22 protein-coding genes are annotated in these 24,314 nt (G+C 70.9%); 10 read left to right on the forward strand and 12 right to left on the reverse strand.

Annotation, left to right across the window (positions count from 1 at the left end; translation table 11 throughout):
• Nucleotides 1-19: 19 nt before the first annotated feature.
• Complete coding sequence (locus tag SM418_RS15750; RefSeq protein WP_371941331.1) at nt 20-988, reverse strand: Acg family FMN-binding oxidoreductase; 969 nt, start codon at nt 986-988, stop codon at nt 20-22.
• A gap of 231 nt (nt 989-1,219) precedes the next feature.
• Nucleotides 1,220-3,832 carry a cation-translocating P-type ATPase gene (locus SM418_RS15755; RefSeq protein ID WP_371941329.1) on the reverse strand — a complete coding sequence of 871 codons (2,613 nt, stop codon included), beginning with the start codon at nt 3,830-3,832 and terminating at the stop codon, nt 1,220-1,222.
• 146 nt (nt 3,833-3,978) lie between these two features.
• Between SM418_RS15755 and SM418_RS15760 the strand changes: the two genes are divergently transcribed.
• Nucleotides 3,979-4,476: a flavodoxin domain-containing protein gene (locus tag SM418_RS15760; RefSeq protein WP_371941328.1), complete on the forward strand. Its 498-nt coding sequence runs from the start codon at nt 3,979-3,981 to the stop codon at nt 4,474-4,476.
• Between the two features lie 84 nt (nt 4,477-4,560).
• On the opposite strand, the gene SM418_RS15765 is transcribed toward SM418_RS15760, so the two are convergent.
• Nucleotides 4,561-5,244 carry a response regulator transcription factor gene (locus SM418_RS15765; protein WP_371941327.1) on the reverse strand — a complete coding sequence of 228 codons (684 nt, stop codon included), beginning with the start codon at nt 5,242-5,244 and terminating at the stop codon, nt 4,561-4,563.
• 166 nt (nt 5,245-5,410) lie between these two features.
• Complete coding sequence (locus tag SM418_RS15770) at nt 5,411-6,898, reverse strand: bifunctional aminoglycoside phosphotransferase/ATP-binding protein (protein ID WP_371941325.1); 1,488 nt, start codon at nt 6,896-6,898, stop codon at nt 5,411-5,413.
• 217 nt (nt 6,899-7,115) lie between these two features.
• Here SM418_RS15770 and SM418_RS15775 point away from each other — a divergent pair, with 217 nt between their 5' ends.
• The 4 genes from SM418_RS15775 (at nt 7,116) to SM418_RS15790 (ending at nt 8,871) form a co-directional block, all read left to right on the forward strand.
• The gene (locus tag SM418_RS15775) at nt 7,116-7,637 is read left to right on the forward strand and encodes a cyclic nucleotide-binding domain-containing protein (protein ID WP_371941324.1); all 522 of its coding nucleotides are present in this window, start codon (nt 7,116-7,118) and stop codon (nt 7,635-7,637) included.
• 127 nt (nt 7,638-7,764) lie between these two features.
• Nucleotides 7,765-7,854 (forward strand): putative leader peptide, encoded by a 90-nt coding sequence (locus SM418_RS15780; RefSeq protein WP_371966077.1) that lies wholly within the window; start codon nt 7,765-7,767, stop codon nt 7,852-7,854.
• 40 nt (nt 7,855-7,894) lie between these two features.
• Entirely contained in the window at nt 7,895-8,347 is a 453-nt protein-coding gene (locus SM418_RS15785; RefSeq protein WP_371941322.1) for a cysteine dioxygenase, read from the forward strand.
• Entirely contained in the window at nt 8,341-8,871 is a 531-nt protein-coding gene (locus SM418_RS15790; protein ID WP_371941320.1) for an NAD(P)H-dependent oxidoreductase, read from the forward strand. Before SM418_RS15785 ends, SM418_RS15790 begins: the two co-directional genes overlap by 7 nt.
• Nucleotides 8,872-9,012: 141 nt before the next feature.
• Here SM418_RS15790 and SM418_RS15795 read toward each other — a convergent pair whose 3' ends face one another.
• Complete coding sequence (locus tag SM418_RS15795) at nt 9,013-9,468, reverse strand: tellurite resistance TerB family protein (protein WP_371941319.1); 456 nt, start codon at nt 9,466-9,468, stop codon at nt 9,013-9,015.
• A 245-nt stretch (nt 9,469-9,713) separates the two neighbouring features.
• On the opposite strand from SM418_RS15795, the gene SM418_RS15800 reads away from it, so the two are divergent.
• The 4 genes from SM418_RS15800 to SM418_RS15815 all read left to right on the forward strand — a co-directional run bounded on the left by SM418_RS15800 (nt 9,714) and on the right by SM418_RS15815 (nt 13,219).
• Nucleotides 9,714-10,406, forward strand: coding sequence for a DUF4389 domain-containing protein (locus tag SM418_RS15800; RefSeq protein ID WP_371941318.1), 693 nt, complete (start codon nt 9,714-9,716; stop codon nt 10,404-10,406).
• Nucleotides 10,407-10,500: 94 nt separating this feature from the next.
• Nucleotides 10,501-11,541, forward strand: coding sequence for a zinc-dependent alcohol dehydrogenase family protein (locus SM418_RS15805; protein WP_371941317.1), 1,041 nt, complete (start codon nt 10,501-10,503; stop codon nt 11,539-11,541).
• 270 nt (nt 11,542-11,811) lie between these two features.
• On the forward strand, nt 11,812-12,375 hold the full coding sequence (locus tag SM418_RS15810) for a hypothetical protein (RefSeq protein WP_371941315.1): 564 nt from the start codon (nt 11,812-11,814) through the stop codon (nt 12,373-12,375).
• 298 nt (nt 12,376-12,673) lie between these two features.
• Nucleotides 12,674-13,219, forward strand: a complete 546-nt coding sequence (locus SM418_RS15815) for a hypothetical protein (RefSeq protein WP_371941314.1) — start codon at nt 12,674-12,676, stop codon at nt 13,217-13,219.
• Between the two features lie 265 nt (nt 13,220-13,484).
• On the opposite strand, the gene SM418_RS15820 is transcribed toward SM418_RS15815, so the two are convergent.
• The 3 genes from SM418_RS15820 to menC form a co-directional block, all read right to left on the reverse strand.
• On the reverse strand, nt 13,485-14,489 hold the full coding sequence (locus SM418_RS15820) for a metallophosphoesterase family protein (protein WP_371941312.1): 1,005 nt from the start codon (nt 14,487-14,489) through the stop codon (nt 13,485-13,487).
• Nucleotides 14,490-14,721: 232 nt separating this feature from the next.
• Entirely contained in the window at nt 14,722-16,494 is a 1,773-nt protein-coding gene (locus tag SM418_RS15825) for a serine/threonine-protein kinase (protein WP_371941310.1), read from the reverse strand.
• A 149-nt stretch (nt 16,495-16,643) separates the two neighbouring features.
• The gene (gene menC, locus SM418_RS15830) at nt 16,644-17,756 is read right to left on the reverse strand and encodes an o-succinylbenzoate synthase (protein ID WP_371941309.1); all 1,113 of its coding nucleotides are present in this window, start codon (nt 17,754-17,756) and stop codon (nt 16,644-16,646) included.
• A 692-nt stretch (nt 17,757-18,448) separates the two neighbouring features.
• Between menC and SM418_RS15835 the strand changes: the two genes are divergently transcribed.
• The gene (locus SM418_RS15835; protein WP_371941307.1) at nt 18,449-19,639 is read left to right on the forward strand and encodes an NAD(P)/FAD-dependent oxidoreductase; all 1,191 of its coding nucleotides are present in this window, start codon (nt 18,449-18,451) and stop codon (nt 19,637-19,639) included.
• A gap of 1 nt (nt 19,640) precedes the next feature.
• On the opposite strand, the gene SM418_RS15840 is transcribed toward SM418_RS15835, so the two are convergent.
• From SM418_RS15840 to SM418_RS15855, 4 genes are read right to left on the reverse strand one after another with little or no spacing between them, the layout of a single operon-like run.
• On the reverse strand, nt 19,641-20,618 hold the full coding sequence (locus SM418_RS15840; RefSeq protein ID WP_371941306.1) for an SCO2521 family protein: 978 nt from the start codon (nt 20,616-20,618) through the stop codon (nt 19,641-19,643).
• Complete coding sequence (locus SM418_RS15845; protein ID WP_371941305.1) at nt 20,596-21,546, reverse strand: SCO2522 family protein; 951 nt, start codon at nt 21,544-21,546, stop codon at nt 20,596-20,598. The genes SM418_RS15840 and SM418_RS15845 overlap by 23 nt, the downstream gene beginning before the upstream one ends.
• Complete coding sequence (locus SM418_RS15850) at nt 21,543-22,463, reverse strand: SCO2523 family variant P-loop protein (protein WP_371941304.1); 921 nt, start codon at nt 22,461-22,463, stop codon at nt 21,543-21,545. Before SM418_RS15850 ends, SM418_RS15845 begins: the two co-directional genes overlap by 4 nt.
• Before the next feature lies 1 nt (nt 22,464).
• Nucleotides 22,465-24,312 (reverse strand): SCO2524 family protein, encoded by a 1,848-nt coding sequence (locus SM418_RS15855; protein ID WP_371941302.1) that lies wholly within the window; start codon nt 24,310-24,312, stop codon nt 22,465-22,467.
• Nucleotides 24,313-24,314 lie beyond the last annotated feature (2 nt).

A 24,314-nucleotide genomic window follows, 5' to 3' on the forward strand; every position in this document is an offset into this window, starting at 1 on the left:
TTCGCCTTTCTTCGCGGGGTCAGACGCGTTCGAGGACTTCGGGGAACGGGCGCCGGGGCGTCCCGGGCACGAGCGGCCCGTAGCCGAACCGGATGATCGCCTGGATGTGGCCGTGCGCCTTGGGCTCGTCCGCCCCGGTACAGCGCGCGTCCAGGATCTGGGACAGCATCGACGTCGCCACGCCGCGCCGCGTCGCGGTGAGCAGGACCCGCTGCAGGGCCTGCCCGGCGCGCAGCCAGTCGCGCGGCCCGTCGCCCCGGGTGAGCAGGACGCCGAGCTGCGGGCGGGCGGCGAAGTCGTCGACCTCGCGGCCGGCGGCCGGCCCGGCCGGGCCGAAGTCGCGCAGCGGCAGGCCGTGCCCGCTCGGCCGCGGGCCGAACGCGTACCAGGGGATGCCGTCGCCGCGGGTGCGGTCCGGCGTCCAGCGGGCCAGTTCGGCGAGGTAGGCGGGGTCGGCGACGAGCTTGGCGTCCGCCGCGGCGATCAGGCTGAGCAGGTACGCGGTGGTCTGCGGGCCGGGAAGGCCCAGCGCCACCCCTTCCTCGCGGGCCGCGGCCACCAGCTCGTCCCGCACGACCTGCGGCACCCGCCTCTTGCCGAACGGCCTGCGGTTGGTGCGCCGGTGCGGGATCGTCGCGTACAGCTCAGTCTGGCCCGCCGTCGGCATCGTCGCGTCCACGGCCCGGACGGACGCCAGCAGCACCGGCTCGGCCGCGGCGTCCGGGAAGGGGTCGACGACCGGCAGGTGCCCGGTCACCCGGATCGCCAGCCGCAGGTTGAACAGGGCGGCGCCGCAGCTGAGGTGCAGGGCCCGGCCGCTCGGGTCGATGACCGGCAGGCCGCGGTCCGGGTCCGCGCGCAGTTCCATGACGGACGCGTCCTCGTCGAGCCGGAAGAGCCAGGGCTGGGTGTTGTGGACCGACGGCGCGGCGATGGCCGCGGTCACCAGACGCCGGACCCCGACGCGCGTCGCGAACGGATGAGGCATGGCGCACCTCCTCGTGCTGCCGCTGTGCCCCAAGGTTCCCGGTCGCCGGGGCTGGCGCCCCAGGGCCTAAGGTCCCGCGGGCGAGGGGACCAAGGACGGTACGTCCGCCCCCGTGCCGACGGGGCCCCCGGCCCGTGCCGCCGGGCCCTTGGCGTGGGGTGTCCCTGGGCGTGGGTGTAGTACCTGCCGACCCGCTCACCGTGGTACGCCGACGGACTCCCGGCGGTGAGGTCAGCGGGCGCGCTGGACGAACTTCAGCGCCTCCACCACGAGGTAGGACGCGACGGCGATGACCGCGATGCGCGCCCAGGCGGCCGCGCCGAGCGGCGCGGACCCGAACAGGTCGTTCATGAACGGCGCGTAGGTGTAGAGCATCTGGAGCGCGGCGAGGACGAGGACGCTGACGGCGACCCACGGGTTGCGGCGCACGCCGCCCCACAGCAGCGGCCGGTCCAGCGACAGGCAGTTGAACATGTAGGTCAGCAGCGTCAGCGCGAACACGTTGACGACGATCGTCTGCGCGACCTCCGGGGCCGCGCCGTGGTCCCGTTCCCAGTGCTGGAGGCCGAAGGAGCCGGCGAGCAGGATCCCCGAGACCAGCAGGATCCGGCTGGTCATCGCGCGGGTGAGCAGCGGCAGCGCCGGGTCGCGCGGCGGGCGGCGCATGATGTGCTCGTCCCTCGGCTCGACGGCGAACGGCAGGCCGAGGACGAGCACCGCGGTCATGTTCAGCCACAGCACCTGGAGCGGCAGGATCGGCAGCGCGGTGCCGGCGACGATCGCGGCGACGAGGACCAGGCCGAGCCCGATGTTGGACGGCAGCGCCCACACGATGAACTTCACCAGGTTGTCGAAGACGCCGCGCCCCTCCTCGACGGCCTGCTCGATGGAGGTGAAGGCGTCGTCGGTGAGCACCATGTCGGCCGACTCCTTGGCGGCGTCGGTGCCGGTGCGGCCCATGGCCACGCCGATGTCGGCCTGCTTGAGGGCGGGCGCGTCGTTGACCCCGTCGCCGGTCATCGCGATCACGTGCCCGGACCCCTGCAGCGCCTGGACGAGGCGGAGCTTCTGCTCCGGGGAGACGCGGGCGAAGACGGTGGTGGCGTGCAGCCGCTCGGGGGAGAGGTCGCCGGTGAGTTCCGCGCCGGTCATCACCTCGCCCTCGAGACCGACGTGGGCGCCGATGGCGGCGGCGGTCGCCGCGTGGTCACCGGTGATCATCTTGACCTGGATGCCGGCGTCGTGGCAGGTCCGGATGGCGCGCGCGGCGTCCGCGCGGGGCGGGTCCAGCATGGCCTGGAGGCCGAGGAACGTCAGCCGGGGCAGCTCGTCCAGCGTCTCGGCACGCCCCCGGGCGAAGGCCATCACGCGCAGCGCCTGCGCTCCGTAGGCCTCGGCGCGGGCGGTGACGGCGGCCGGGTCCAGGGGGACGGTCGTGCCGTCGGGTCCGGCGGCGTCGTCGCACAGCTCCAGCAGCCGCTCGACCGGGCCCTTGACGTAGACGGTGCCGTCCTCGTGCAGGGTCGCCATGTAGCGGCGCTCGGAGCTGAACGGCTGCGTGGCGGTGCGGGGCGGGACGCGGTCGAGCCCGGCCTTGGCGGCGCTGGTGACGAGGGCCCCCTCGGTCGGGTCGCCGGTGATCACCCAGCCGCCGTCCTGTTCGGCGAGCCGCGCGTCGTTGCAGCCGAGCCCCGTCAGCAGCGTCTCCCGGAGGGCGGGGTGCCCGGCGAGATCGACCGCGCGGCCGTCCTGCTCGATCGCGCCGTCCGGGGCGTAGCCGGTGCCGGTGACGGTGTAGTCGCGACCGCCCGCGCTGATCGCGGTGACGGTCATCTGGTTCTGGGTGAGCGTGCCGGTCTTGTCGCTGCAGATGACGGTGGTGCCGCCGAGCGTCTCCACGGCGGGCAGGTGCCGGACGATGGCGCCGCGCCGCACCATCCGGGCGACGCCGAGCGCCAGCGTGATCGTCACGACGGCGGGCAGGCCCTCGGGGATCGCGCCGACCGCGAGCGCGACGGCGGCGGTCAGCATCTCCGGCGCGTCCCGTCCGCGCAGGATGCCGATCACGAAGGTGAGCGCGGCCAGCAGCAGGATCGCCACCGTCACGATCTTGCTGAACTGCGCGATCTTGCGGGTGAGCGGCGTCTGCACCGTCGCGGTGCCCTGCACCAGCCGGTTGATGTCGCCGAGCTCGGTGTCCGCGCCGGTCGCCACGACCAGGCCGGTGGCCGCGCCCGCGGTCACCAGCGTCCCGGAGAACGCCATGCCGGTTCGGTCCGCGAGGGCGACCTCGGGCAGCGCCGCCGGGTCCTTCGCGACGGGCACCGACTCCCCGGTCAGCGCCGACTCGTCCACGGCCAGCTCGTCGGTGCGCAGCAGCCGCAGGTCGGCCGGGACCTTGTCGCCGGCCTCCAGGACGACCAGGTCGCCCCGGACGAGGTCGGCCGCCGGGACGCCGACCGGCGCGCCGTCGCGGACGGCCACCGCCGTCGTCCGCGCCATCGCGGCCAGCGCGGTCAGCGCCCGCTCCGCGCGCGACTCCTGGACGAACCCGACGATCGCGTTCACGATCACCACGCCGAGGATCACCAGCGCGTCCACGTGCTCGCCGAGCAGCCCCGTGACCAGGGCCGCCGCCAGCAGGACGTAGATCAGCGGGCTGTTGAACTGCATCAGGAACCGCAGCACCGGGCCGCGGCCCCGCGCCGCCGGCAGCGTGTTCGGCCCGTCCCGCCGCAGCCGGGCCGCCGCCTCGGCCGAGGTCAGCCCGCGGGAGGCGTCGCCGCCGAGGTCGCGCACGACGTCCTCGGCGGGCCTGCGGTAAGGCGCCAGCGCCGTCGTCATCCCCATGCCTCCCTGTCACCTTCAGCCTCTGGGTGCCCGCCTCGATGCTCCCAGGGCCGAAGGTCCCGCGGATCCCCGACCCATGCCCCTGAACGGTGCGGCGACGCTCGGGAAGGCTGGAGGTGAACGCAGGGGAAGGAGTCGTCATGATGCGGGTGCTGGTGGCGTACGCCTCCGACCGGGGAGGAACCGCCGAGATCGCCGAATGGGTGGGTACCACGCTGCGCCGCATGGGCGTCGAGGCCGAGGTGCGACGGGCCGGGGAGGTCACCGCGCTGGACGGGTACGACGCCGTGGTCGTCGGTGGCGCCCTGTACGCGGGGCGCTGGCACGGGGAGGCGCGGCGGTTCGTCCGTCGGCACGCGGGCGCGCTCGAGCGCGTGCCGGTGTGGCTGTTCAGCAGCGGCCCGCTGGACCGCAGCGCCGGGGAGCGTGAGATCGAGCCGGTGCGGGGCGTGGCGAAGCTGGCCCGGCGGGTCGGCGCCCGCGGCCACGCCACGTTCGGCGGGCGGCTGACCGCGGACGCGGAGGGCTTCCTGGCCTCCCGGATCGCGCGGCAGTCCGCCGGCGACTACCGCGACCGCGACCGGGTCGCCGAGTGGGCCGCCGGGATCGCCCGCGAGCTGCAGCACGTAGCCGTATGACGGGCGGACGGTGCGGAGCCGAGCCCGCGGCCGATGGGGCGGACGGTCCGGGCACCGCGGGGACGCGGCGATCGGGCCGCCGCCCTAGGGACGGAGGCCGGTGCGAGGGGGCTTGCGGTCGGCCTTGAGCTGGGCGGCGAGGGCGGCGGCCTGGGTGCGGCGGCTCATGCCGAGTTTGGCGAAGATGTTGGAGATGTAGTTCTTGACGGTCTTCTCGGCCAGGAAGAGGCGCTCGCCGATCTGCCGGTTCGTCAGGCCCTCGCCGATGAGGTCGAAGATGTGGCGTTCCTGGTCGGTCAGGCCCTTGAGCGGGTCCTGCTTCTCCTGCCGGTCGCGCAGGCGCTGCAGCATCCGGGCGGTGGAGCGGGGGTCGAGCAGGGACTGGCCGGTGGCGACGGTGCGGACCGCGCCGACCAGGTCCGAGCCGTGGATCTGCTTGAGGACGTAGCCGGACGCGCCCGCCATGACCGCTTCGAACAGGGCGTCCTCGTCGTCGAAGGAGGTCAGCATCAGGCAGGCCAGGTCGGGCATCTGGGAGCGGAGCTCGCGGCACACGCTGACGCCGTCGCCGTCGGGGAGCCGGACGTCCAGCACGGCCACGTCGGGCCGGGCGGCGGGGATGCGCGCCAGGGCGTGCTCGGCGGTGCCGGCCTCGCCGACGATCTCGATGTCGTCCTCGGCCGACAGCAGCGCGGCCACCCCGCGGCGCACGACCTCGTGATCGTCCAGCAGGAACACCCGGATCGTCTCGGCAGCCTCGCCGGTCATGGCATCGTCCTTCGCCTCGTCGCTGACGGATTGGACGTTACCCGCTCCCCCTTGCGGGGTGTTACTTCAGCGGGCGTCCCGCCATTGAAGGGACCAAGGTCCCGAATGCGGCAGAGAGACCCGCGGGCGCCGGTCAGCCGGGGCGGCGACTCAGCGGGGGCGCGACTCAGCCGGGGGGCAGCAGCGGCCGGAGCGGCCGCACGTGCTCGGCGCCATGGGGGCGGACGGCCTCCAGCGCCTGGTCCAAAGACTTCGCGGGCGAGCCGCCGGTGTCGATCGCGACGGCCTCCGGCCACGGTGCCGCGTCCGCACGCATCGCGGCGGCGATCTCGGCGTCGGCGTCCGACAGGCCCTGCGGGCGGGCGCGCATGCGCTCGACGGCGACGCTTTCGGGGGCGTCGCACCGCAGCGAGTACAGCGGGACGTGCGCGCGCTCGGCGACTCCGGCGAGCAGGGCCCGCGCGTCCTCCGACGTCCAGGAGGCGTCCAGGACGACCGTTTCGCCGTGCTGGAGCAGCGTGGCGGCGCGTTCCGCGAGCTCCCGGTACGTGCGCCGGGTCTGCTCGGGGGAGTAGAGCCCGGTTCCGTAGGGGGCGGCGGCCGAGTCGAGCGGCGCGAGCCCGGCGGTCTCCTTGCGGAGGCGGTCGCTGCTGAGGAGGGTGCAGCCGAGCCGGTCGGCCAGGGCCCCGGCGAGGGTCGTCTTGCCGGTTCCGGGGAGCCCGCCCACCAGGATCAGCCCGACCTGACCGGCGCGCAGATGCCGCAGCGCGAGATCGGCGTAGGAGCGCGCCTCGGCGGCCGCGTCCGGGGCGCCCTGCTCGTGGCGCAGGCAGGCGACCTTGGCGCGGACGAACGCGCGGTAGGCGACGTAGTGGTGGCGGAGCGAGGACGGCGCCGGGTCGGCGGCGAACCCGGCGTACCAGCCGAGGAAGCGGTCGGCGAGGTGCGGGGCGCCGAGGCGTTCGAGGTCCATGGCCAGGAAGGACGCGTCGTCGAGCCCGTCCAGGGAGCGCAGCGCCTCGTCGAACTCCAGGCAGTCGAGGACGCGCGGGCCGTCGTCCAGGCAGAAGACGTCCCCGGCGAGGAGGTCGCCGTGCCCGTCGACCACCCGCCCGTCGGCGATGCGCGCCTCGAACAGCGGCTCGCGGCCGGCGAGGAACGCGGTGACGAGGTCCTCGATCTCGGTCGCGTCCACCGCGTCGAGCACGCCGCCGTGGAAGGGCCGCACCTGCTCGAAGCTGTCGCGCCAGCGGGCGCGCAGGGCGTCGCGCGTCCCCTGCGCGGCGACGCGGGGGCCGCGGGGCGCGCGGGCATGCCAGGCGGCGAGGAGCCGGGCGACGTCGTGGACCGCGCCCTCGACCGGCGCGCCCTCCTCCACGAGGCGGGACAGCCGCCGTTCGGCGGGCATGCGGCGCATCACGACCAGGTGGTCGCAGATCTCGCCGTCCGGGGCGCGCACGTCGCAGACCCCGAGGTAGACGTCCGGGGCGAACCGCTGGTTGAGCCGGACCTCCTCCCGGCAGGCGCGCTCGCGCAACTCCCGGGTGCTGAAGTCGAGGAACCCCAGGTTCACCGGCTTCTTCAGCTTGTAGGCACGGTCGCCGACGAAGAACACCACGCCGATGTGCGTCTCACTGATCGCGGCGTCGCCCATCGTTTCCTCACGTCCTCGGCTTGGATACCTCCACCCTGCCCCATGGGGGCGGCCGCGTATCAGTGCCGAGCGGCCCGTCCGTCCCGGGACCTTCGCCCCGTGGGCGAGACACGGTCGCCCCGCGGGCGAGATAAGGCCGCCCCTCGGGCGAGATACGGCGGAAGTCCCGCGGCCAAGGGCCCTTCGGCCCTGTGTCACCGATCACGCGACGGGTGAGATGGGGGGACGCGAGAACTTCGACCGCACGATCGGGGGCGAACCGGTGAAGACCATTACCGCGGCAGACCTGGCGCGTGAGGCTTTCCTGCGGGGAATGCGGAGCGCCGACCTGGCGAGACTGGCGACCACCGCCCGCGCCGCCGAGATCGCGGCGGGCCGGCGGATCATCGCCGAGTCCGAGCCCGCGGAGCGGTTCTGGCTGATCCAGGACGGATCGGTGGTCCTCGATCTCCGCGTGCCGGAGCGAGGGCCGGTCGTCGTCGACACGTTCGGACCCGGCTCCGTCCTCGGCTGGTCGTGGCTGTTCCGCCCGTACCGGTGGCGTTTCGGGGCGACGGCGCTGACCGACGTCCGGGCCATCGAGTTCGACGGCCGGCTGATCCGCACCCTCTGCGCCGTCGACCCCGCGCTCGGCTACGAACTGACGCGCCGGTTCACCGAACTGGTCGTCGACCGGCTCCAGGCCGCCCAGATGCGCCTCTTGGAGAGCGCCTGCCCGGAGCCCGCTCCGCAGCCCTGATGCGCGGTACCCGGACAGTACGGCTCTCGGCGGCGTCCAGACCTTTACCGTGCCACCCACTGATCCAAGGGAGGTTTGACCATAATTCCGATTGACTAAGTAGGTAATAGACGGCATGCTGGTTCTCATGAACCCGGGGCCCTCTCTGTGGACGCGACCGCATGTCGATCTGGGACGGCTGGCGAGCGGCCTGTGTCGGCTCGCCCCGTACCAGTGACGCATGGCGGCAGCACCTGACGATCCAGAGGAGGGCATAGATGACGACGAGCACCTTCGTCCCCGCCGGCACCACGCTGGCCTCGGCCGCGGCGGAGCTCGCGGAGCACTGCGACGAATGGCTGCCACGGGTGCGGCTCAGCCCGGAGGGGCGCTGGTACGAGCGCCTGCACCGCGACGGGGACCGGGAGATCTGGCTGATCAGCTGGCTGCCCGGCCAGAGCACCGGCCTGCACGACCACGGCGGCTCGCGCGGCGCGTTCGCGGTGGCGCTCGGCGCGCTGGAGGAGGCCGACCTGAGCACCGTGCGGACGGTGACGGCGGGCGGCTCCCGCGCGTTCGGCGCCGACTACGTCCACGAGGTGCGCAACGTCTCGGCCGCCCCCGCGGTCAGCGTGCACGTGTACTCGCCGCCGCTGGCCTACATGAACCGCTACGACCTCGTCGACGGACGGCCGGTGCGGCGCGTCACCGAGGAGGCCGGCCAATGGTGACGCCGCGCGTCGTCACGCTGATCGGCACTCCGCGGCCGCGATCGCAGACGCGCGCCGTCGCGGCCCTCGCCGCCAGGGCGATCGGCGGGCGCATCGGACCCGTCGAACAGGAGATCCTCGACCTGTCGGCGCTGGCGGCCGCCCTCGGCTCGGCCTCGGCCTCCGCCGTGGTGGAGACGGCGGTGGAGATGGTCCGCGAGGCCGACGTCCTCGTGGTGGCGAGCCCGTCCCACAAGGGCACCTACACCGGGCTGCTGAAGACCTTCCTCGACCGCCTGCCCAGCGGGGCGCTGACCTCGGCAGTGGCGCTGCCGTTGCTGGTCCTGAGCGACCCTCGGCACGCGCTCGCCGTCGAGGTCCATCTGCGTCCGGCCCTGGTGGAACTCGGCGCGTTCGTCCCGACTCCGGGGGCGGTGCTGCTGGAGAGCCGGATCGAGCGGGCGGGAGAGATCCTGGACGGCTGGGCCGGCCAGGTGGCGCCCCAGGTCGCGGCGGTGCTCGGCACCCGGGCCGCCGCGGCCTGAACCCGCCGGCCGCCGCCGCGCGCCGCCGATCCGAGCGGCCGCCCCCGGCGCGGGCCCGGTCCGGTCGCGGCGCGGTGACCGGACCGGCCCCGTCCCACTCCGAAGGCGCGCAGGCGCCGACTCCGCTCGCCTTCGGAAGCGTCAGAGTTCGAACTCGGCGGGGTTCAGGCCGAGGGCGAAGCAGGCCTCGCGGACGACGGCCTTCTCCATGTCGTCGAAGTTCCCGTCTGCGCCCCCGATCACGATGCCGATCTGGACGACGGCCCGCGCCTCGGCGGGCTTCTTCCCGGCCTTGCCGATGTCCTGCAGGACCGAAACCTTCCCGAAGTCGAAGTCGGCCGTCAGCTTCGACACGTAGTCGTTGAACCGCCGCTGCAGATCGTCCGCGGGGAAGTTCTGCAGCACCTCGTTGCTCGCGATCAGCGACGCGGTGCGCTGCCGTTCCGCGGGGTCCACGCTCCCGTCCGCCGCCGCGACCAGCGCGCACATCGCCATGCTCGCGTCCCGGAACGCCCCGCTCTTCAGGTCGTTCTTCTTGCTGAGCAGCTGCGTCTGCATGGTCTGCGTCGACTCACGCAGCTTGTCCCAGAAAGCCATTGGATCCTCCGCTCATCGGTTCCCGACAATCTGCTACAACCGTAGTAGCAAGCCGGGCCGGACGCGGACGCACCACGCCCGTGAAAGACGCCCCCATGGGACGCCGCGCCCCCGTGGACGTTCGTCCTCCGAGGTTGCGGACATACCTCCCTACACGGCGGCATCCGCTCAGGACGACCGTGGGAGAGGAGATTCGCCCGGCTGCCGGCAGGCCACCGGGTACTCGACCTCGCTGGGAGGCCAAGATGAACGGTCGAGATCTACCGGTCCGAGTGGACGGCCGGCTGGACGAGCCGCTGTCGCGATGGCTGTGGCTGGTGAAATGGCTCCTGCTGATCCCGCACTACATCGTGCTCTTCTTCCTCGGGATCGCGTTCACGGTGCTGACCGTGGTCGCGTTCTTCGCGATCCTGATCACGGGCCGCTACCCGCGGTCGATCTTCGATTTCAACGTCGGGGTGCTGCGCTGGGCATGGCGGGTGGCGTTCTACGGGTACAGCGCGCTGGGCACCGACCGGTACCCGCCGTTCACGCTCCAGGACGTCCCCGGCTACCCCGCCCGCCTCGCGATCGACTACCCCGAACGGCTGTCGCGAGGGCTGGTCCTGGTGAAGTGGTGGCTGCTGGCGATCCCGCACTACCTGGTGGTCTCGCTGTTCCTCGGGGCCGGTCCCGGCGGGGACGACTCCGGCTGGGCCGCGAACACGCCCGGCCTGGTCGGCGTGCTCGTCTTCTTCGCCGCCGTCGCGCTGCTGTTCACGGCCCGGTTCCCGCAGGGGATCTTCGGGTTCGTCATGGGTATGAACCGGTGGGTGCTGCGGGTGGCCGGTTACGCCTTCCTGATGACCGACCGCTACCCGCCGTTCCGGCTCGACATGGGCGGCGGCGAGCCGACGCCGGAGCCGGGGCCGAGCGCGATGAGCGGGCAGGGACGTTAGGCCCGCGTCCGGGGGGACCTGGCGCCCTGCCGCCCGCGTTCCCTCACGTTCGACGCTGGAAAGCGCATCGGGGGACGGACGAAGGAGGTGCCTCATGCAAGCGCTGGTGTACCACGGGCCCGGCCGCAGGTCCTGGGAGGCCGTGCCCAAGCCGCAGGTCATCGAGGACGGTGACGCGGTCGTGCGGGTGGACGCGGTGACGATCTGCGGAACCGACCTGCACATCCTCAAGGGGGACGTCCCGGAGGTGACCGACGGGCGCGTCCTCGGCCACGAGGCGGTCGGCACGGTCGAGTCGGTCGGCCCGGCCGTGCGGACGGTCAAGCCGGCCGACCAGGTGCTGGTGTCGTGCATCACCGCGTGCGGGACGTGCCGGTTCTGCCGCGAGGGCCGCTACGGACAGTGCCTGGGCGGTGGCGGCTGGATCCTCGGCCACAAGATCGACGGGACGCAGGCCGAGTACGTGCGGGTGCCGTTCGCCGACACCTCGGTGCACCCGCTGCCGGAGGGCGTCCCCGCCCGGGACGTGCTGATGCTGGCCGACATCCTGCCGACCGGCTACGAGGTCGGCGTGCTCAACGGCGCCGTCGGTCCCGGCGACACCGTCGCGGTGGTGGGCGCCGGCCCGATCGGGCTCTCGGCGATCATGGGCGCGCGGCTGTTCAGCCCGAGCCGCGTCATCGCGATCGACCTCGCCGACAGCCGGCTGGAGGCGGCCGAGCGGTTCGGCGCCGACACCACGATCAACAACTCGCGGGAGGACGCCCTGACCCTGGTCCGCGACATGACCGGCGGCCTGGGCGCGGACGTGACCGTCGAGGCCGTCGGAGTCCCCGCCGCCTTCGAGCTGGCGGTCGAGATGGCCCGTCCGGGAGGCCGGATCGCCAACATCGGCGTGCACGGCGCCCCGGCGTCCCTGCACCTGGAAGAGCAGTGGATCCGGGACATCACCATCACCACGGGCCTGGTGGACACCTTCTCCACGCCCACCCTGCTCCGCCTGCTGGCGGGCGGCCAGATCGACGCGGGCAAATTCATCACCCACACCTTCACCCTGGACGAATTCCCGAAGGCCTACGAGGTCTTCAGCGACGCCGCCAACACCGGCGCACTCAAGGTCGTCCTGACCCGCTGAACAGACCGCCACACGAAAGGCGCGCTCGTCCTTCCTGAAATGCCATCAGGAAGGACGAGCAGGTCAGGAAACGCTCTGCTCAGCGTCGCTTTCCGACATACCTGGGCGCAAGGCCCTATGCCCAGGGACTTTTGGGTCTCTCACATCGCCGCAACGCGGGGACGTTGGTCCCGCTGATCTGGGACCGAACGGACCTACGTGCGGGGGGCGGGCTGGGGTTGAGTAAGGAGTGCAGAAGGAACCGGCGATGTGGTGGAAGGTGAGACGGCGATGGCAGTCACCGAGCACAAGACGCACGTGGGGCGGCACACCCTGATCCGGGTGGTGGCTCCGGAGCCGCTGGCCGAGACGCCCGCCGCCCGTTACGTCTGGGCCGCGGCCCGGCTGGCGCTGGGCTGGGTGTTCGCGTGGGCGTTCGTGGACAAGCTGTTCGGGCTGGGGCACGCGACCCCGGCGGGCAAGGGCTGGGTGGACGGCGGGAGCCCGACCGAGGGGTTCCTGGCGCACGCGCCCAAGGGCCCGTTCGCGGGGTTCTACAACGACCTGGCCGGTGCGGCGTGGGCGGACTGGCTGTTCATGATCGGTCTGGCCGGTGTGGGTGCGGCGCTGATCCTGGGCATCGGGATGCGGATCGCGGCGGTCGGTGGTGCGGCGCTGCTGGTGATGATGTGGACCGCGGTTCTTCCTCCGGAGAACAACGTCTTCATGGACGACCACCTGATCTACGCGCTGCTGGTCGTCGGGCTGGCCCTGGTCAGCGCCGGCGACACCCTGGGCCTGGGCCGCTGGTGGGGCAAGCTCCCGCTGGTCAAGCGCCTTCCGATCCTCAAGTAACTCGACCCGCTCCGTGAGGGACGCCCACCACCCGGTGGACGTCCCTCACGCATTTCCTCATAAGGGTGACGGCCGATGCCTGTCTGGGTGACGAGCGTCACGTCCCGTTCATTTTGCCTGGCCACCGGCATCGCAGAGGCCGAAGACCTTCGATCACCTGGACTTTGGGCCCTGCCCGCCGCCGTAAACGCGGACCTTCGTCCCGTTGATCGTGTGCGAATGGGCCTATCCCCGCCCACCGCTGATGATGTTGAGTCATAGGTGTAGGAAATGAGCGACGCGAGAAAGGCGAGAGACGATGGCACTCTCCGAGCCGAGGACCAGTGAGGGGCGGACTGCCCCCTCGCCCAGAACCGAGTCGCCCGCCGCCCGGTATGTGTGGGCCGCGGCCCGGCTGGCGCTGGGCTGGGTTTTCCTCTGGGCATTCTTGGACAAGACCTTCGGGCTCGGTCACGAGACTCCCAAAGGTAAGGGCTGGGTGGACGGCGGGAGCCCGACCGAGGGGTTCCTGGCGCACGCGCCCAAGGGCCCGTTCGCGGGGTTCTACAACGACCTGGCCGGTGCGGCGTGGGCGGACTGGCTGTTCATGATCGGTCTGGCCGGTGTGGGTGCGGCGCTGATCCTGGGCATCGGGATGCGGATCGCGGCGGTCGGTGGTGCGGCGCTGCTGGTGATGATGTGGACCGCGGTTCTTCCTCCGGAGAACAACGTCTTCATGGACGACCACCTGATCTACGCGCTGCTGGTCGTCGGGCTGGCCCTGGTCAGCGCTGGCGACACCCTGGGCCTGGGCCGCTGGTGGGGCAAGCTCCCGCTGGTCAAGCGCCTTCCGATCCTCAAGTAACTCGACCCGCTCCGTGAGGGACGCCCACCACCCGGTGGACGTCCCTCACGCATTTCCGGTGTGATCCCGCGGACGGTGGCCGGACCCTAGGTAATCCTCGGCGTGGGCCGTTGCGACTCCTGGTTGAAGAAGATGTGAAGTGAGTCGTGTGACGACGCTATGAGTGGCTGCGCCGAAAGCGGCCGCTGTCTCGGTGCCGGGGAGGCTCATTCATTCTGGCCTGAGGGGCCGGCCTGGTAGCGACAGGCCGGTCCCTCGGCGCGGGTCAGCTGGGCACGTCGGGTACGGCCAGGCCCAAGGCGCCCGCCAAGTCGATCGTTCTGCGGGGTGTCGAGCACTGCCTGGCCAGGCTGGCCTGGACGAGCCGCCCGTTACGGGCTTGGAACAGGAACCGTGCGGCGGGATGGTGCCGCAGCTCGTCCGTGCTGAGCTCGTCGGCGACGCGGTGAGCCTCGGTGACCAGGTCAGGAAACAGCGCCTGCAGATCCGTGGCCCAATTCTCGACGGTCTCCAGCCAGCTTCGTGTGGCGGTGTTGGACGCCCTGGAAAAACTCGCGATCGTCTCGGCCAGCTCTGGCCAGGTGAAGTCACGCCAAGGCTTGGTCTTCAGGACGGGGAGCTGCCACTGACGTTTGACGATCGACCAGTGATCCGCGTGCGCTTCCACCGAATGAATCGTGAATTCCGGCACGCACAGCGCGGTCAGGTTCCAGCCGTGGCACGCGCCGGTGTCCAGACCGAAGATCCTGCCGTCGCGGATCATCGGCTCGCGTCCGGTCACGTGATGGCCGAAGACGACCGGCTTGTCATCGTCGTAGTGGTCGTGCCAGTAGCCATCGGGGAACAGCGCGGTGAGTTCCCGCTCGCCGCTGGTCGAGCCGCAGAGGATTTCCTCTTTCTGCTCGTCCAGCGGAATGCCGGGCACCATCGCGGCATGAACCACGCGAACATGGTCGTTCTCGAAGTGGTACGGCAGCGTCCGCATCCAGTCGACCGTTTCGGCGTAGCGGTCGCCCAGCTGCAAACGCGTGATCTCCTGGGCGTAGGAAAAAATTCCGCGCACGTGTTTGCGTTCGTGGTTGCCCATGACAGCGACAGAGTTCGGACGCTCCCGGAAAAGCCTGACGACCTCATCGGGCGCCGGGCCGCGGTCGACCAGGTCGCCGACGCTGACCAGCAGGTCGTCCGGACGGAGGTCGATTTTCTCGAGCAGTTCGAGCAGTTCGTCGAAGCAGCCGTGGATGTCGCCGATGATGACGGTTCGCCGCACCCGCCGAGCCTAGGCGGGCCGTGGTTCGGCACGCAACTGATTATCCGAAGAGCGTTTCCTTCTCAGCCTATTTACCACGGTTGAGCAACACAATGAGGCCGTACGGACCGCATGCAAACGAGAAGTCACGCTAGCGACAACCCGAGTGATCGCCCCCGCCATTTCGTTGCGATGTTGGACCCTGATCGAACGCGAGGCCGCACATCCGGACAACCGAGGAACGGAGCACGGGTCAGCCCACGTACTGGCGGAGGTTGCCGCTCTCCCCTCGGGCGAAGGACGCCCAGTAGGCGGCCCCGTCGCCCTGAGGAGCGATTTTCTGCAGGCCGTCCAGTTCGCACTGGCCCGCGATCAGGCGGCTGGGGAACAGCACGATGTCCTTTTCGGCGGACACCAGGATCGCCTTCGCGATGCATTGGGCTCCGTCCCGGCCAGGGGCGACGACCGTGACCGCCTCGCTTCCGACGTCGTCCGAGCCCAGTTCGACCTGCCGTGGCGACGGGGCCTGAGCACCGCCCGCCCACTGCCAGACGCCCTGGAGACGCTGCGGGACGGCCTGGTTGCGCGCACCGAAGAGCATTTGGACGGGGCCGGGGCCTTTCCAGCGGACCTTGCCCGCCTCAAGGGTCAGGACGACCTCCACGCGGTCCGCGCATCTGGAGCGGAAGGATCGGACCAGCTGCGTGTTCAGCCGGATGGTCGACCCGCCCTCCTTGAGGACGCCCTCGTACTCGCATAACGCGTCGGCGGTGGCCGTGTGGAGGTCGGCGACCTGTTCGCCGACCGTTCCCCGCCGGATGGTGATGCGCTGGAGGCGGGCGGAGGGCCCGTCGAACGCCTCCGACCGTCCTTCCCAGGTGCCGAGCATGCCCAGCGGGACGTCACGGGCAGTACCGGAGGCCGCCGCGCCCCCTCCGTCTCGGGCGCCGGCGTCCTGGTCCCGCAGCAAGGCGAACGGAAGTCCGGAAACCAGGACGACGACGGTCGCCGCCGCGCCCGCCCCGAGGTAGAACGGCATTTTCCGGCGTCCCGGCAAGCCGCCTCGGGTGTCGCCGGGCGCCGGGCCCGGGGAGGTGGCGGCTGGTAGCGCCGCGGGCGCGCCCGGCACGGGGGACGGTTCCCGCGGTTCCTCGACCTCGAGTAGCTGTGCGGCGTGCCGGCCCAGCTCCGCCGTGACCTCGGCGGGCAGCCAGGCGCCGCCGGGCGGGTCGGCCAGGGGGCCGACGAGCAGGTCGTCGAGGGCGGGTCGCGCCGCGGGATCTTTGGCGAGGCAGCGCTCCACGAGGTCGCGAACGGGCCCGTCCAGTCCGCCGAGATCGGCGGGCTCGGACGCGATGCGGAACATCCGGGCGTGGACGCCGCCGTCCCCGAACGGCGGCCGCCCGGTGGCCGCGAACGCCAGTACCGCGCCGAGGGAGAAGACGTCGGACGCCGGGGTGAGCGGTCTGCCCCGGACCTGTTCGGGCGACATGAATCCCGGCGACCCGATGATCCCGCCGCTGCGGGTGCCGAGGCCGACCTCGGCCGAGCGCGCGATGCCGAAGTCGATCAGGCGGGGCCCGTCGATCGTGATGAGCACGTTCGACGGCTTGACGTCGCGGTGGATCAGGTCATTGCCGTGCACGCCGTTCAGCGCCCGCGCGAGCCCGGCGGCCAGCGCGAGAACGGACGGCTCGGGCAGCGGACCGTGCGACTCGACGACGTCCTTGAGGCCGGGGCCCGGGACGTAGGCGGTGGCCACCCACGGCGCGTCGGATTCGGTGTCGGCGTCCAGGACGGCCGCGGTCCATTCACCGCCGACCTTGCGCGCGGCCTCGACCTCGTGCCGGAACCGGCGGCGGGTCGCGGGCTCGCGCATCAATTCAGGATGGACGAGCTTCACCGCGACCGTCCGGCCGCGCTGGGAACGTCCGAGGAAGACCCGTCCCATGCCGCCGGCGCCCAGCCTCGCGATCAGCCGGTACGGCCCAGCGCTCCGCGGGTCCTCGGGACCGAGTGCGTCCACGCGGCACCCTTTCTGAATTGATCATGTTTCGGCACAGAATACGCGGCACCCCGATCGCGGTGCAGGCATCACGGCCTGTCCGCAGCGAATGACCGCCCGGACCGCGTACTCACCACGCCAGGATGCATCTTCGCCGTGCGCGGTATCGGTCACTCTCGCGGGTGGAGCCGCCTGACGGCGGTGGTGTGCCGGGCCAGGGCATCCGGCTGGGGATCGATGCCGATGCCTGGCCCGTCGAGCACGCGCATGAGGCCGTCGCGCAGGACGAACGGCTCGGTGAGGTCCTCGGCGAAATAGCGGTTCGAGGCCGACAGGTCGCCGGGGAGGGTGAAACCGGGCAGAGCGGCCAGCGCCAGGTTGGCGGCGCGGCCCACGCCGGTTTCGAGGTTGCCGCCGCACCAGACGGGGACGCCGTGCGCGGCGGCGAGGTCGTGGATCCGCCGGGCCTCCAGATAGCCGCCGACACGGGCCGGCTTGACGTTGATGACCCGGCAGGCGTCGAGCGCGATGGCGGCGGCGGCGTCGCGGGCGCTGTGGATGGATTCGTCCAGGCATATCGGGGTGGCCAGCCGCCGCTGCAGCAGCGCGTGGGAATGCAGGTCGTCTTCCTGTAGCGGCTCTTCGATGAGCAGCAGGCCGTACTCGTCCAAGCGGCGCAGATGCCCGGCATCGCCGAGGGTGTAGGCGGTGTTGGCGTCCACCTGTAGCGGCAGGTCGTCCCCGAACCGCTCCCGGACAGCGCGCACGGGTTCGAGGTCCCAGCCAGGCGCGATCTTCACCTTGATACGCGCGTATCCCTCGGCAAGGTACCGCTCCACCACGTCGAGCAACTCGCCGACCGAGTCTTGGATGCCGACGGACACCCCTACGGGGACGGCCTCCCGCGCCGCGCCGAGGAAGGTGCCGAGCGACATGCCGTAGGCGCGCAGCTCGGCGTCCAGCAGCGCGGTCTCGAGCACCGCCTTGGCCAGCCGGTTCCCCTTGACCGCCGCGAAGACCGGGCCGAGCTCGGCGACCCGGGGCTCGGGCAGCGTGAGGACGCCGGGCAGCAGGAAGTCGCGGACGACGATCTCGGCGGCGGCGGCGAACTCGGAGTAGTAGCCCGGGTCGGGGTCTCCGGCGAATTCGGCCCAGCCTTCGGCGGCGTCGGTGACCATGTGCAGCAGGAACGTCTCCCTGGTCGTCATGGTCCCGGTGGAGATTCGGAAGGGGCTCACGAGCGGCAGTGCGACCTCGATCAGGTCGACGTACTCGATCCTCATCGGCCGGCTATCCCTGGGCTATCCATCGGCACCTCTTCTCCGATGCACAGGCCAAGCGGGGTTGACGTCTCTTTTGGCCTGCACCTGAAATTGCGAGTCCAGGTTGGTAACTTAGCTCCGTGGGTCAGCGTGGACCAAGAGCTGTACAGTTGCGTTGTCGGGCGGAGAGCGCGCCGAGCCGGTGCGTTGGGCCGGATCGGCGACCGGCCGGGCGGTCCCGGATCGCGTTGGCGTGCGCGGATGCGTGAGCAATGCGACCAACGGAAGGCGACATATCCGACATAACGCCACCTAAGTCGCTCGGCCGCTCTTTCTCTCGGGACGGGCCGTTCGACGTGTTCCCTGCGGCGCTTGTCGACCACCTCGCGACATCATCCTGTCGGCACCCAAAAACAGTGAAGCAACTTAGACTCACCATTTAGCCGCAGGATGCCGGTCATAGCAGCTTGGTGGGTATCGTGGTGAAACCGGCAACCTACTCTTACTTCGCTCAGGAGAGCGGCCGGGTGATATAACTTCCTTTCGGGATGCATCCTTCTAGCGATGCCCACTTTTGGCTGATTCGCTCTCGGCACCGCTCTGTCCGCCGCGGGCGAAGCCGGGCGGGCGACGCTCCGGAATCAGCACCGACGATGGGCACCGAGCCGAGGTACCCGCCGTCCCACGAAGACCTCGGCGTCGAAGGAGACGTGATGATCCCTACCCACCACGATGTGATCATCGTCGGCGGAGGCATCATCGGAGGTGGGATCGCCGAACAGCTGCGATGCGGGTCGCGCCTGCGGGTCAGCTTGGTGGAGCAGGAGCTCGCCGCCTGCGTCAAGACCAGCGCCTCGCAGGCGGCGGCCGGTGGGATCAACCCGCACCTCTACGACGAAGGAGACGGCGCCCTCGGCCCCATGGCCCAACGCAGCCGAGACCTTTACCCGAGCTGGGTCGAGCGGCTCTCCGCCGCCTGGGGGCAGCCGATCGAGCTTCGCCCTTCCGGGCTCCTGTGCATGGCCACCGAGGAGAAGGAGCACAGCCGGCTGATCAACGATGTGCTTCCCCTTCTCCGCGAGCGCGGCGTGGCCGCCGAGGAACTCAGTGCGGACGAGGCGCGCAGGCGCGAGCCGCTGCTCGGGTCCGCCGTCACGGGAGGGCTATGGCTGCCGGACGACCTCGCGGTAGAGCCCATGCGTGTGATGGCCGCGCTGGAGGCGGTCCTCAAGGACGACGACGGCTTCACCTACGTCCAGGACTGTGCCGAAGACATCCGCGTAGACGGAGACGGTGTACGGGTCGTCCTGAGATCCGGACGTGCCCTGCGATCCGATCGGGTGGTCGTCGCTGCGGGGCACCTCAGTCATGACCTGGTCAAAGACTTCATCGACTGGCGGGACGGCAGCTTCAGGCCCATCAAGGGGCAGATCCTCGAAGTGGCGGTCCCCGCGGGCGGCGGGCTGCGCACCCAATGCGACGCGCTCGTGCCCGGCGACGGGGAGACGCACATCGTCCGTGCGTCCCCCTACGCAGAGGGCCGGGTGGCCGTGGGCGTGACCCATGACCGGGGCGACGCCTCGCCGGGCACGTCTTCGCGGGCGAAGGAGACCATCCTGCGGAACCTGCGGCGAATCCTGCCGGCCGTCGCCGGTTGGGAGGTCATCGGTGCCCGCGCCGGAATCCGGCCGGGAACGTCGGACGGGCTGCCGATCGTCGGCTATGTCGATCCACACCGCCGCGTGCTGGCGGCCACCGGGCACAACGGCCTGGGCATCACGCTGGCGCCGCGTACGGCGCAACTGGCCGTCAAGCTGCTGCTCGACATGCCGCTGACCGAGGACGACCGCGACGACCTGCATGTGAGCAGGCCAGAGCGCCTCGCTGCGAGCCGCTCGGGCTAGCTCAGCTCATCCCCGACCATTCACTCTCCGTTCGCAGCACCAGGCGCAGGCTGTTGAGCGCCACATGGTCGCGGATCCGGTTGGTGGTCAGCTCCCACTGCCGAGTCAGGCCCTGAACACGGTCGAAGGCGTCCCACAGCCCGTATAGGCCGGGCTGGACTCGGGCCTTGGGCATCCAGTGGTGAAGCAGATGGTCGATGACGGGTCCGATGTGCTGGAGCGTCCGGTCCAGATCCCCGGAACCGGGCCGCGCCCGCTCGATCTGATGGCCGACGAAGTCGAGCAGCCAATCGTGCAGCGCCAGGTCCTCGACCAGGTCGAGCAGGTCGGACACGTTAGGCCAGACGACCGAGAGCCGGATGAGGCGGATGCCCTCGGGCAGGACGGTGAAGCGGTAGAGACCGGGGCCGCCGTCCTCCCGCACGGGCTGCAGCGCCCACCGCCACCGGCCCAGCGGGGCGTGCAGCGGCTGCCTGCCGTCGAGCAGCCGCGACCGCTGGAGACCGAAGATCGTGGACTCGGCGGTCCGCCCCATCTCGATGTTCAGGTGGCCGTGCTCGGCCTGGGCGAATCCCGCGGCGGCGTCGTCCAGGCGCAGCCGGCCGAGGTATTCGACCACGCCGGGGTTGGCCAGGTAATGCGACCATGCCTGCCGGTACTGCCGGGACGACGGCACGAGCGTGGTGTGCGAGCAGGACTGCACGATCAGGCCGCCGGTCAGGGTGGCCCGTGTCGCGAACGTGCCGACGCCCCGGACGCGACGTCCCGAGTGCGAGGGCATGAGGCAGTCGATGCCGGCCAGCCGCTCGGGCGAGACCGCATAGGCGCGCGGATACGCGGCGTGCCGCACCTGCTCACCGGGCACCAGGTCGAGCAGCCTGACCGTCTCCGCCATGGACAGTTGCGAGGAGTGCCCGAGGAGGCCCGTCCGGACCTCTCCGATGGAGAGCGTGCTCTCAGAAGCCGTCGCTGAAGACATGGGAGATCCTGCCGACGACGTCACCGGGGAGATCGATCTTCTGGGCCGCGGCCTGCGCGGCGGTCTGCTCGGTGACGGCCGGGTCGACGGAGACCTGGTCGAGGATGGTCCGCACGGCGGCCTCCACGTCGGCGAACCTGGTCTCGAGCAGCGACATCGTCTGGAACGCGGCGAACGGCTGGGCGCCGTCGGCGAGCTGGACCAGCGGCGGAAGATCCTCCCAACGGTCCGGGTACTCGGCCGTCCACCGCGTGGGCGAGATCACGGGTTTGCCCTGATGACGGAGAAGGCCCAGGCGGAGCAGTTGCCAGACGGCCGAAAGCAGCGCACAGGACCACTGCCGCTGACCGTCCCGTTCGTCCCAGAGCTGGACCTCCATGCAGATGGAGTGGCTCCGGGCGCCGTTCTGCTCGGGAGGGTGCCAGGGCCGGGTGGCGAGCGCCTCGTCCAGCCCGTCCGGACTGAGCCTGTCCCTGCTGTTGGAGACCCAGCCGGTCACGTGGACCGGGGGGCGGAGACCGTTGCTGCCCCGCGGGGGATCGGAGACGATCCGCCCCAGGACCAGCTCGGCCGGAGACACTTCGCCGGCGGACGCACACGCGGACTCCCGCACCAGATAGTCGATGCCGAGCCCGGCGTCGCGCACCGCGTCGAGCAGTTCGGGGACGAGCTTCTTGGGCGAGGTGAGCTGGCTGAAGTAGTCGTCGACCAGGAAGCACGTACTGATCCGCAGGGGCGCGGGGTATCGGGCGCGGACGAAGTCCGCCAGCGGCCTGATCCGTGCGAAGTGGCGGCGCAGGGTTTCCGGGCCGTCCAGCAGGTCCTCCATGTACAGGTGGCCGAGCTCAAGCGACAGGTGCGAGCGCGGCACCAGCTCCACGCGGGGCTGGCTCGTGAGTACATCGACCTCCAACTCGGGATCCGTCATATCCGGCTCCATGCCGCCGGGTCGTCCAGGTTCGCGGCGAGCTTGGCGAACGCCTCGACGGTGTCCTCGTTGGCGATCTCGGCGTAGACGTCCTCGTCGGTGATGAGCTGTTCGCGCCACTGGAGCACCGGGTCGACGGGGACCGTCGCGATCACGGAGGTACGGCCCAGACCCGCGATGTTGGCCTGTTCGTTGAGGCCCTTGTCGACCTGGCGCAACCATGCCTCCTGCTCGGCACGCAGCCCGAGCACGCCCTGGTCGCTCTTCGGGTCGATCACCGCCGTCCGTACGAAGCGGATGCGCCGGCGCAGTTCGTCGCGGTCGTGGCCGAACAGGTTGCCGAACTCCAGCAGCCCGCGATCCTCGAACACCAGGTCGGCCGCGGCCGAGATGTGCTGTCTGGTCCAGCGGTGGAAGACCAGCCAGCGCGTGTCCGAGATCCGCTTCTCCCGCGCGGTGAGGGTGAGGATCATCTCCGCCGCGTGCGACCGCCCGGCGCTCAGGTCGATGAAGATCACCGAGAACTGGCTCTGCAACAGCAGCAGCAGGTCGGCGCAGCGCTCGATGACCTCGGGCTTGGCGGTGAACTCACCGCCGCCGAGGTCTCCGGGGTACAGGACGAGGTTCCCGGCGCCCGTCGGCCGGGGACCGGTGCCCGGGGGCCGACGGCTCTCCGACCATATGTCGACATGGCCCGGCGCCACCGTCTTGCCCTGCAAGTAGCGGTGGAGCCCGTCCTCGCCCTGGGTCCCGTGGGACATCCGCTCGATCCCGAAGATCGCTCCGGCGGTCGGCGAGCCGAAGTCGAAGTCCAGGTAGCAGACGTCATCGCCCTGGAGCGCGCGCCGGTAGGCGACGTTGCACGTGGTGACCGAGCGTCCGGTGCCGCCTTTGTCGGAGGTGGCGATGACGAGCACGTCAACCGGTCCCTTCCGCGGCGTTCTGCCGGGCTACACCGACCTTCTCCAGCATGCGCAGGATCTCCATCGCGATCCCGATGGCGGTGGCGGGCCGCAGCGACGAGATCTCATGAGCGTGGTTCAGGTTGAGCCGCGCTTCCTCCAGCTGGGCGCGCAACGCTCCCCGGTCGACCACGTTCGCCTCGAGAAGCTCCAGATCGAAAAGGTTGTCGGTCTCGCTGAGGATGCCGCGGGCGTAGGCGTGGATGTTGCCGCTGCGCGGGAGCGGATCCCGGATGAGGCTGATCGCCATGACGATGCACTCGACGATCCGTTCGGTGTAGTACCACGACGGGCGGTCGTTGTGCTTCTTGAGGCCCTCGAAGACGTTCGCCGCGTCGTCCCAGAGCCCCGCGTTGACCGAGTGTTCGATCCGGCGCCGGAAGATGTGGTCCCAGATCTCGTCCGCGGTCTGGACGAGGTCTTCCCGCATGTCGGCGTCCCTGGACAGCTTGGCGAGGCGCAGGACGTTCTTGAGCAGCAGCGGTGCGAAGTCGTTGAGCCGCCAGAGCAGGTCGGGCCCGTCGCCCCCGCTGCCGCCGAGCTGGATCTCCGTCCCCGGCGTGTGGTACCGGATGGCCGCGTCGTCCCGGGTGGCCCGGCTGGTGACGCGGCCGCGTTCCCCCAGCTTCATGAGGATCTCCGCCAGCCGGGGGAGCTCCATGGTGCTCGTGCCGCGGACCTCCTGGTCCTGCAGCACCAGCGAGATGATCAGCAGACTGAAGTGGTCGGACTCCCGGTCGTCGGTGGTGCGCCACGGCAGGTCCTCCAGCGGCCACCTGCGGCCTTCGCCGAAGGTCGCGATCGTGCCCCAGTACCGCTGGGTGAGCTCCCACCGCAGCTTGAGCGCGCCGGCGAGGCGCTGCTGCTCCTCGTTGAGGAGGCCGAGGACGGTCGTGCGTCCGGAGAACAGGTCGGCGATGCCGTCCAGAGCGTTCACCGTGAAGTAGAGGAAGGGCGCGCTCTCCGCGATGCCGCTGCGCTGGTTCGTCACCGAGGGGGCGATCTCCACCTCCGGGGCGTCCTCGGCGATGCCCCAGGTCCAGCCGATCTCGAACAGCCGGTTGCGGTTCTCGATCAGTTCGGTGGCGCGCTGCTGGCGGAAACCGAAGGTCACGTCCCCGAGGGAGGCGCGGATCTCCTGCAGCGACGAGCGCAGTTCCTCGGCGACCTGGCGATCCGAGCGGTTGGCCCGGTTCACCGTGCCGAGCAGGGCCCGGCCCTCGTCGGAGTCGGGCGTGAAGACGTTGATGACGAAGCTGCGCAGCAGGCCCACCATCGCGGCGGTCAGCCGGACGTTCGCGATCCGCTCGAGGTGGCGCAGGCGGCGCTCGACCTCGGGGTTCATGACCGTGTTGCCGAAGCCGCGGACGAGCGACAGCGTGCTCAGCATCAGCGAGACCGCCATCGAGAACGAGTCGACGACGTCGACCTGCATCTGCTCCGGGGTGGGCTCGACGCCGTCCTGAGCGCCCTTGAAGTAGCTGCCTCCGGTGAAGGAGGGGCCGTCGCTCTCGGTGTAGTACTCGATGTGCTCGATGAGCAGCTCGATCAGGCGCTGGGGGATGTCCAGCTCGTCGCCGAGCGGCCGGAGCACCTCGAGGATGTCGTCGGCGGTGTCGTCGGGCTGGTCGAGGCGGAAGTAGGGGAGAACCGTCGCCGGATAGATGATGCACAGGAGCTGCTCGGCATCGCTGATCGAATTGCGCTCGTACCGGCCGCCCCATTGCCACTTGTCTCCGTCGAGTGAGACTTTCACGACGGAGCGCCAGAGGTTGAGGAGTTCTTCGCGTGGCTGAATCCTCATCT

This window comes from Actinomadura chokoriensis, assembly GCF_041463665.1.
In the GTDB taxonomy this organism is placed as follows: Bacteria; Actinomycetota; Actinomycetes; order Streptosporangiales; family Streptosporangiaceae; genus Spirillospora; species Spirillospora chokoriensis_A.

Coding starts and splice junctions, on each gene's coding strand:
- SM418_RS15800 (WP_371941318.1), top strand. CDS start 9,714: ATGAACGGTCGAGATCTACCGGTCCGAGTGGACGGCCGGCTGGACGAG.
- SM418_RS15815 (WP_371941314.1), top strand. CDS start 12,674: ATGGCACTCTCCGAGCCGAGGACCAGTGAGGGGCGGACTGCCCCCTCG.
- SM418_RS15785 (WP_371941322.1), top strand. CDS start 7,895: ATGACGACGAGCACCTTCGTCCCCGCCGGCACCACGCTGGCCTCGGCC.
- SM418_RS15795 (WP_371941319.1), bottom strand. CDS start 9,468: ATGGCTTTCTGGGACAAGCTGCGTGAGTCGACGCAGACCATGCAGACG.
- SM418_RS15790 (WP_371941320.1), top strand. CDS start 8,341: ATGGTGACGCCGCGCGTCGTCACGCTGATCGGCACTCCGCGGCCGCGA.
- SM418_RS15770 (WP_371941325.1), bottom strand. CDS start 6,898: ATGGGCGACGCCGCGATCAGTGAGACGCACATCGGCGTGGTGTTCTTC.
- SM418_RS15775 (WP_371941324.1), top strand. CDS start 7,116: ATGGGGGGACGCGAGAACTTCGACCGCACGATCGGGGGCGAACCGGTG.
- SM418_RS15810 (WP_371941315.1), top strand. CDS start 11,812: ATGGCAGTCACCGAGCACAAGACGCACGTGGGGCGGCACACCCTGATC.
- SM418_RS15755 (WP_371941329.1), bottom strand. CDS start 3,832: ATGACGACGGCGCTGGCGCCTTACCGCAGGCCCGCCGAGGACGTCGTG.
- SM418_RS15845 (WP_371941305.1), bottom strand. CDS start 21,546: ATGACGGATCCCGAGTTGGAGGTCGATGTACTCACGAGCCAGCCCCGC.
- SM418_RS15765 (WP_371941327.1), bottom strand. CDS start 5,244: ATGACCGGCGAGGCTGCCGAGACGATCCGGGTGTTCCTGCTGGACGAT.
- SM418_RS15750 (WP_371941331.1), bottom strand. CDS start 988: ATGCCTCATCCGTTCGCGACGCGCGTCGGGGTCCGGCGTCTGGTGACC.
- SM418_RS15855 (WP_371941302.1), bottom strand. CDS start 24,312: ATGAGGATTCAGCCACGCGAAGAACTCCTCAACCTCTGGCGCTCCGTC.
- menC (WP_371941309.1), bottom strand. CDS start 17,756: ATGAGGATCGAGTACGTCGACCTGATCGAGGTCGCACTGCCGCTCGTG.
- SM418_RS15780 (WP_371966077.1), top strand. CDS start 7,765: ATGAACCCGGGGCCCTCTCTGTGGACGCGACCGCATGTCGATCTGGGA.
- SM418_RS15760 (WP_371941328.1), top strand. CDS start 3,979: ATGATGCGGGTGCTGGTGGCGTACGCCTCCGACCGGGGAGGAACCGCC.
- SM418_RS15835 (WP_371941307.1), top strand. CDS start 18,449: ATGATCCCTACCCACCACGATGTGATCATCGTCGGCGGAGGCATCATC.
- SM418_RS15840 (WP_371941306.1), bottom strand. CDS start 20,618: ATGTCTTCAGCGACGGCTTCTGAGAGCACGCTCTCCATCGGAGAGGTC.
- SM418_RS15805 (WP_371941317.1), top strand. CDS start 10,501: ATGCAAGCGCTGGTGTACCACGGGCCCGGCCGCAGGTCCTGGGAGGCC.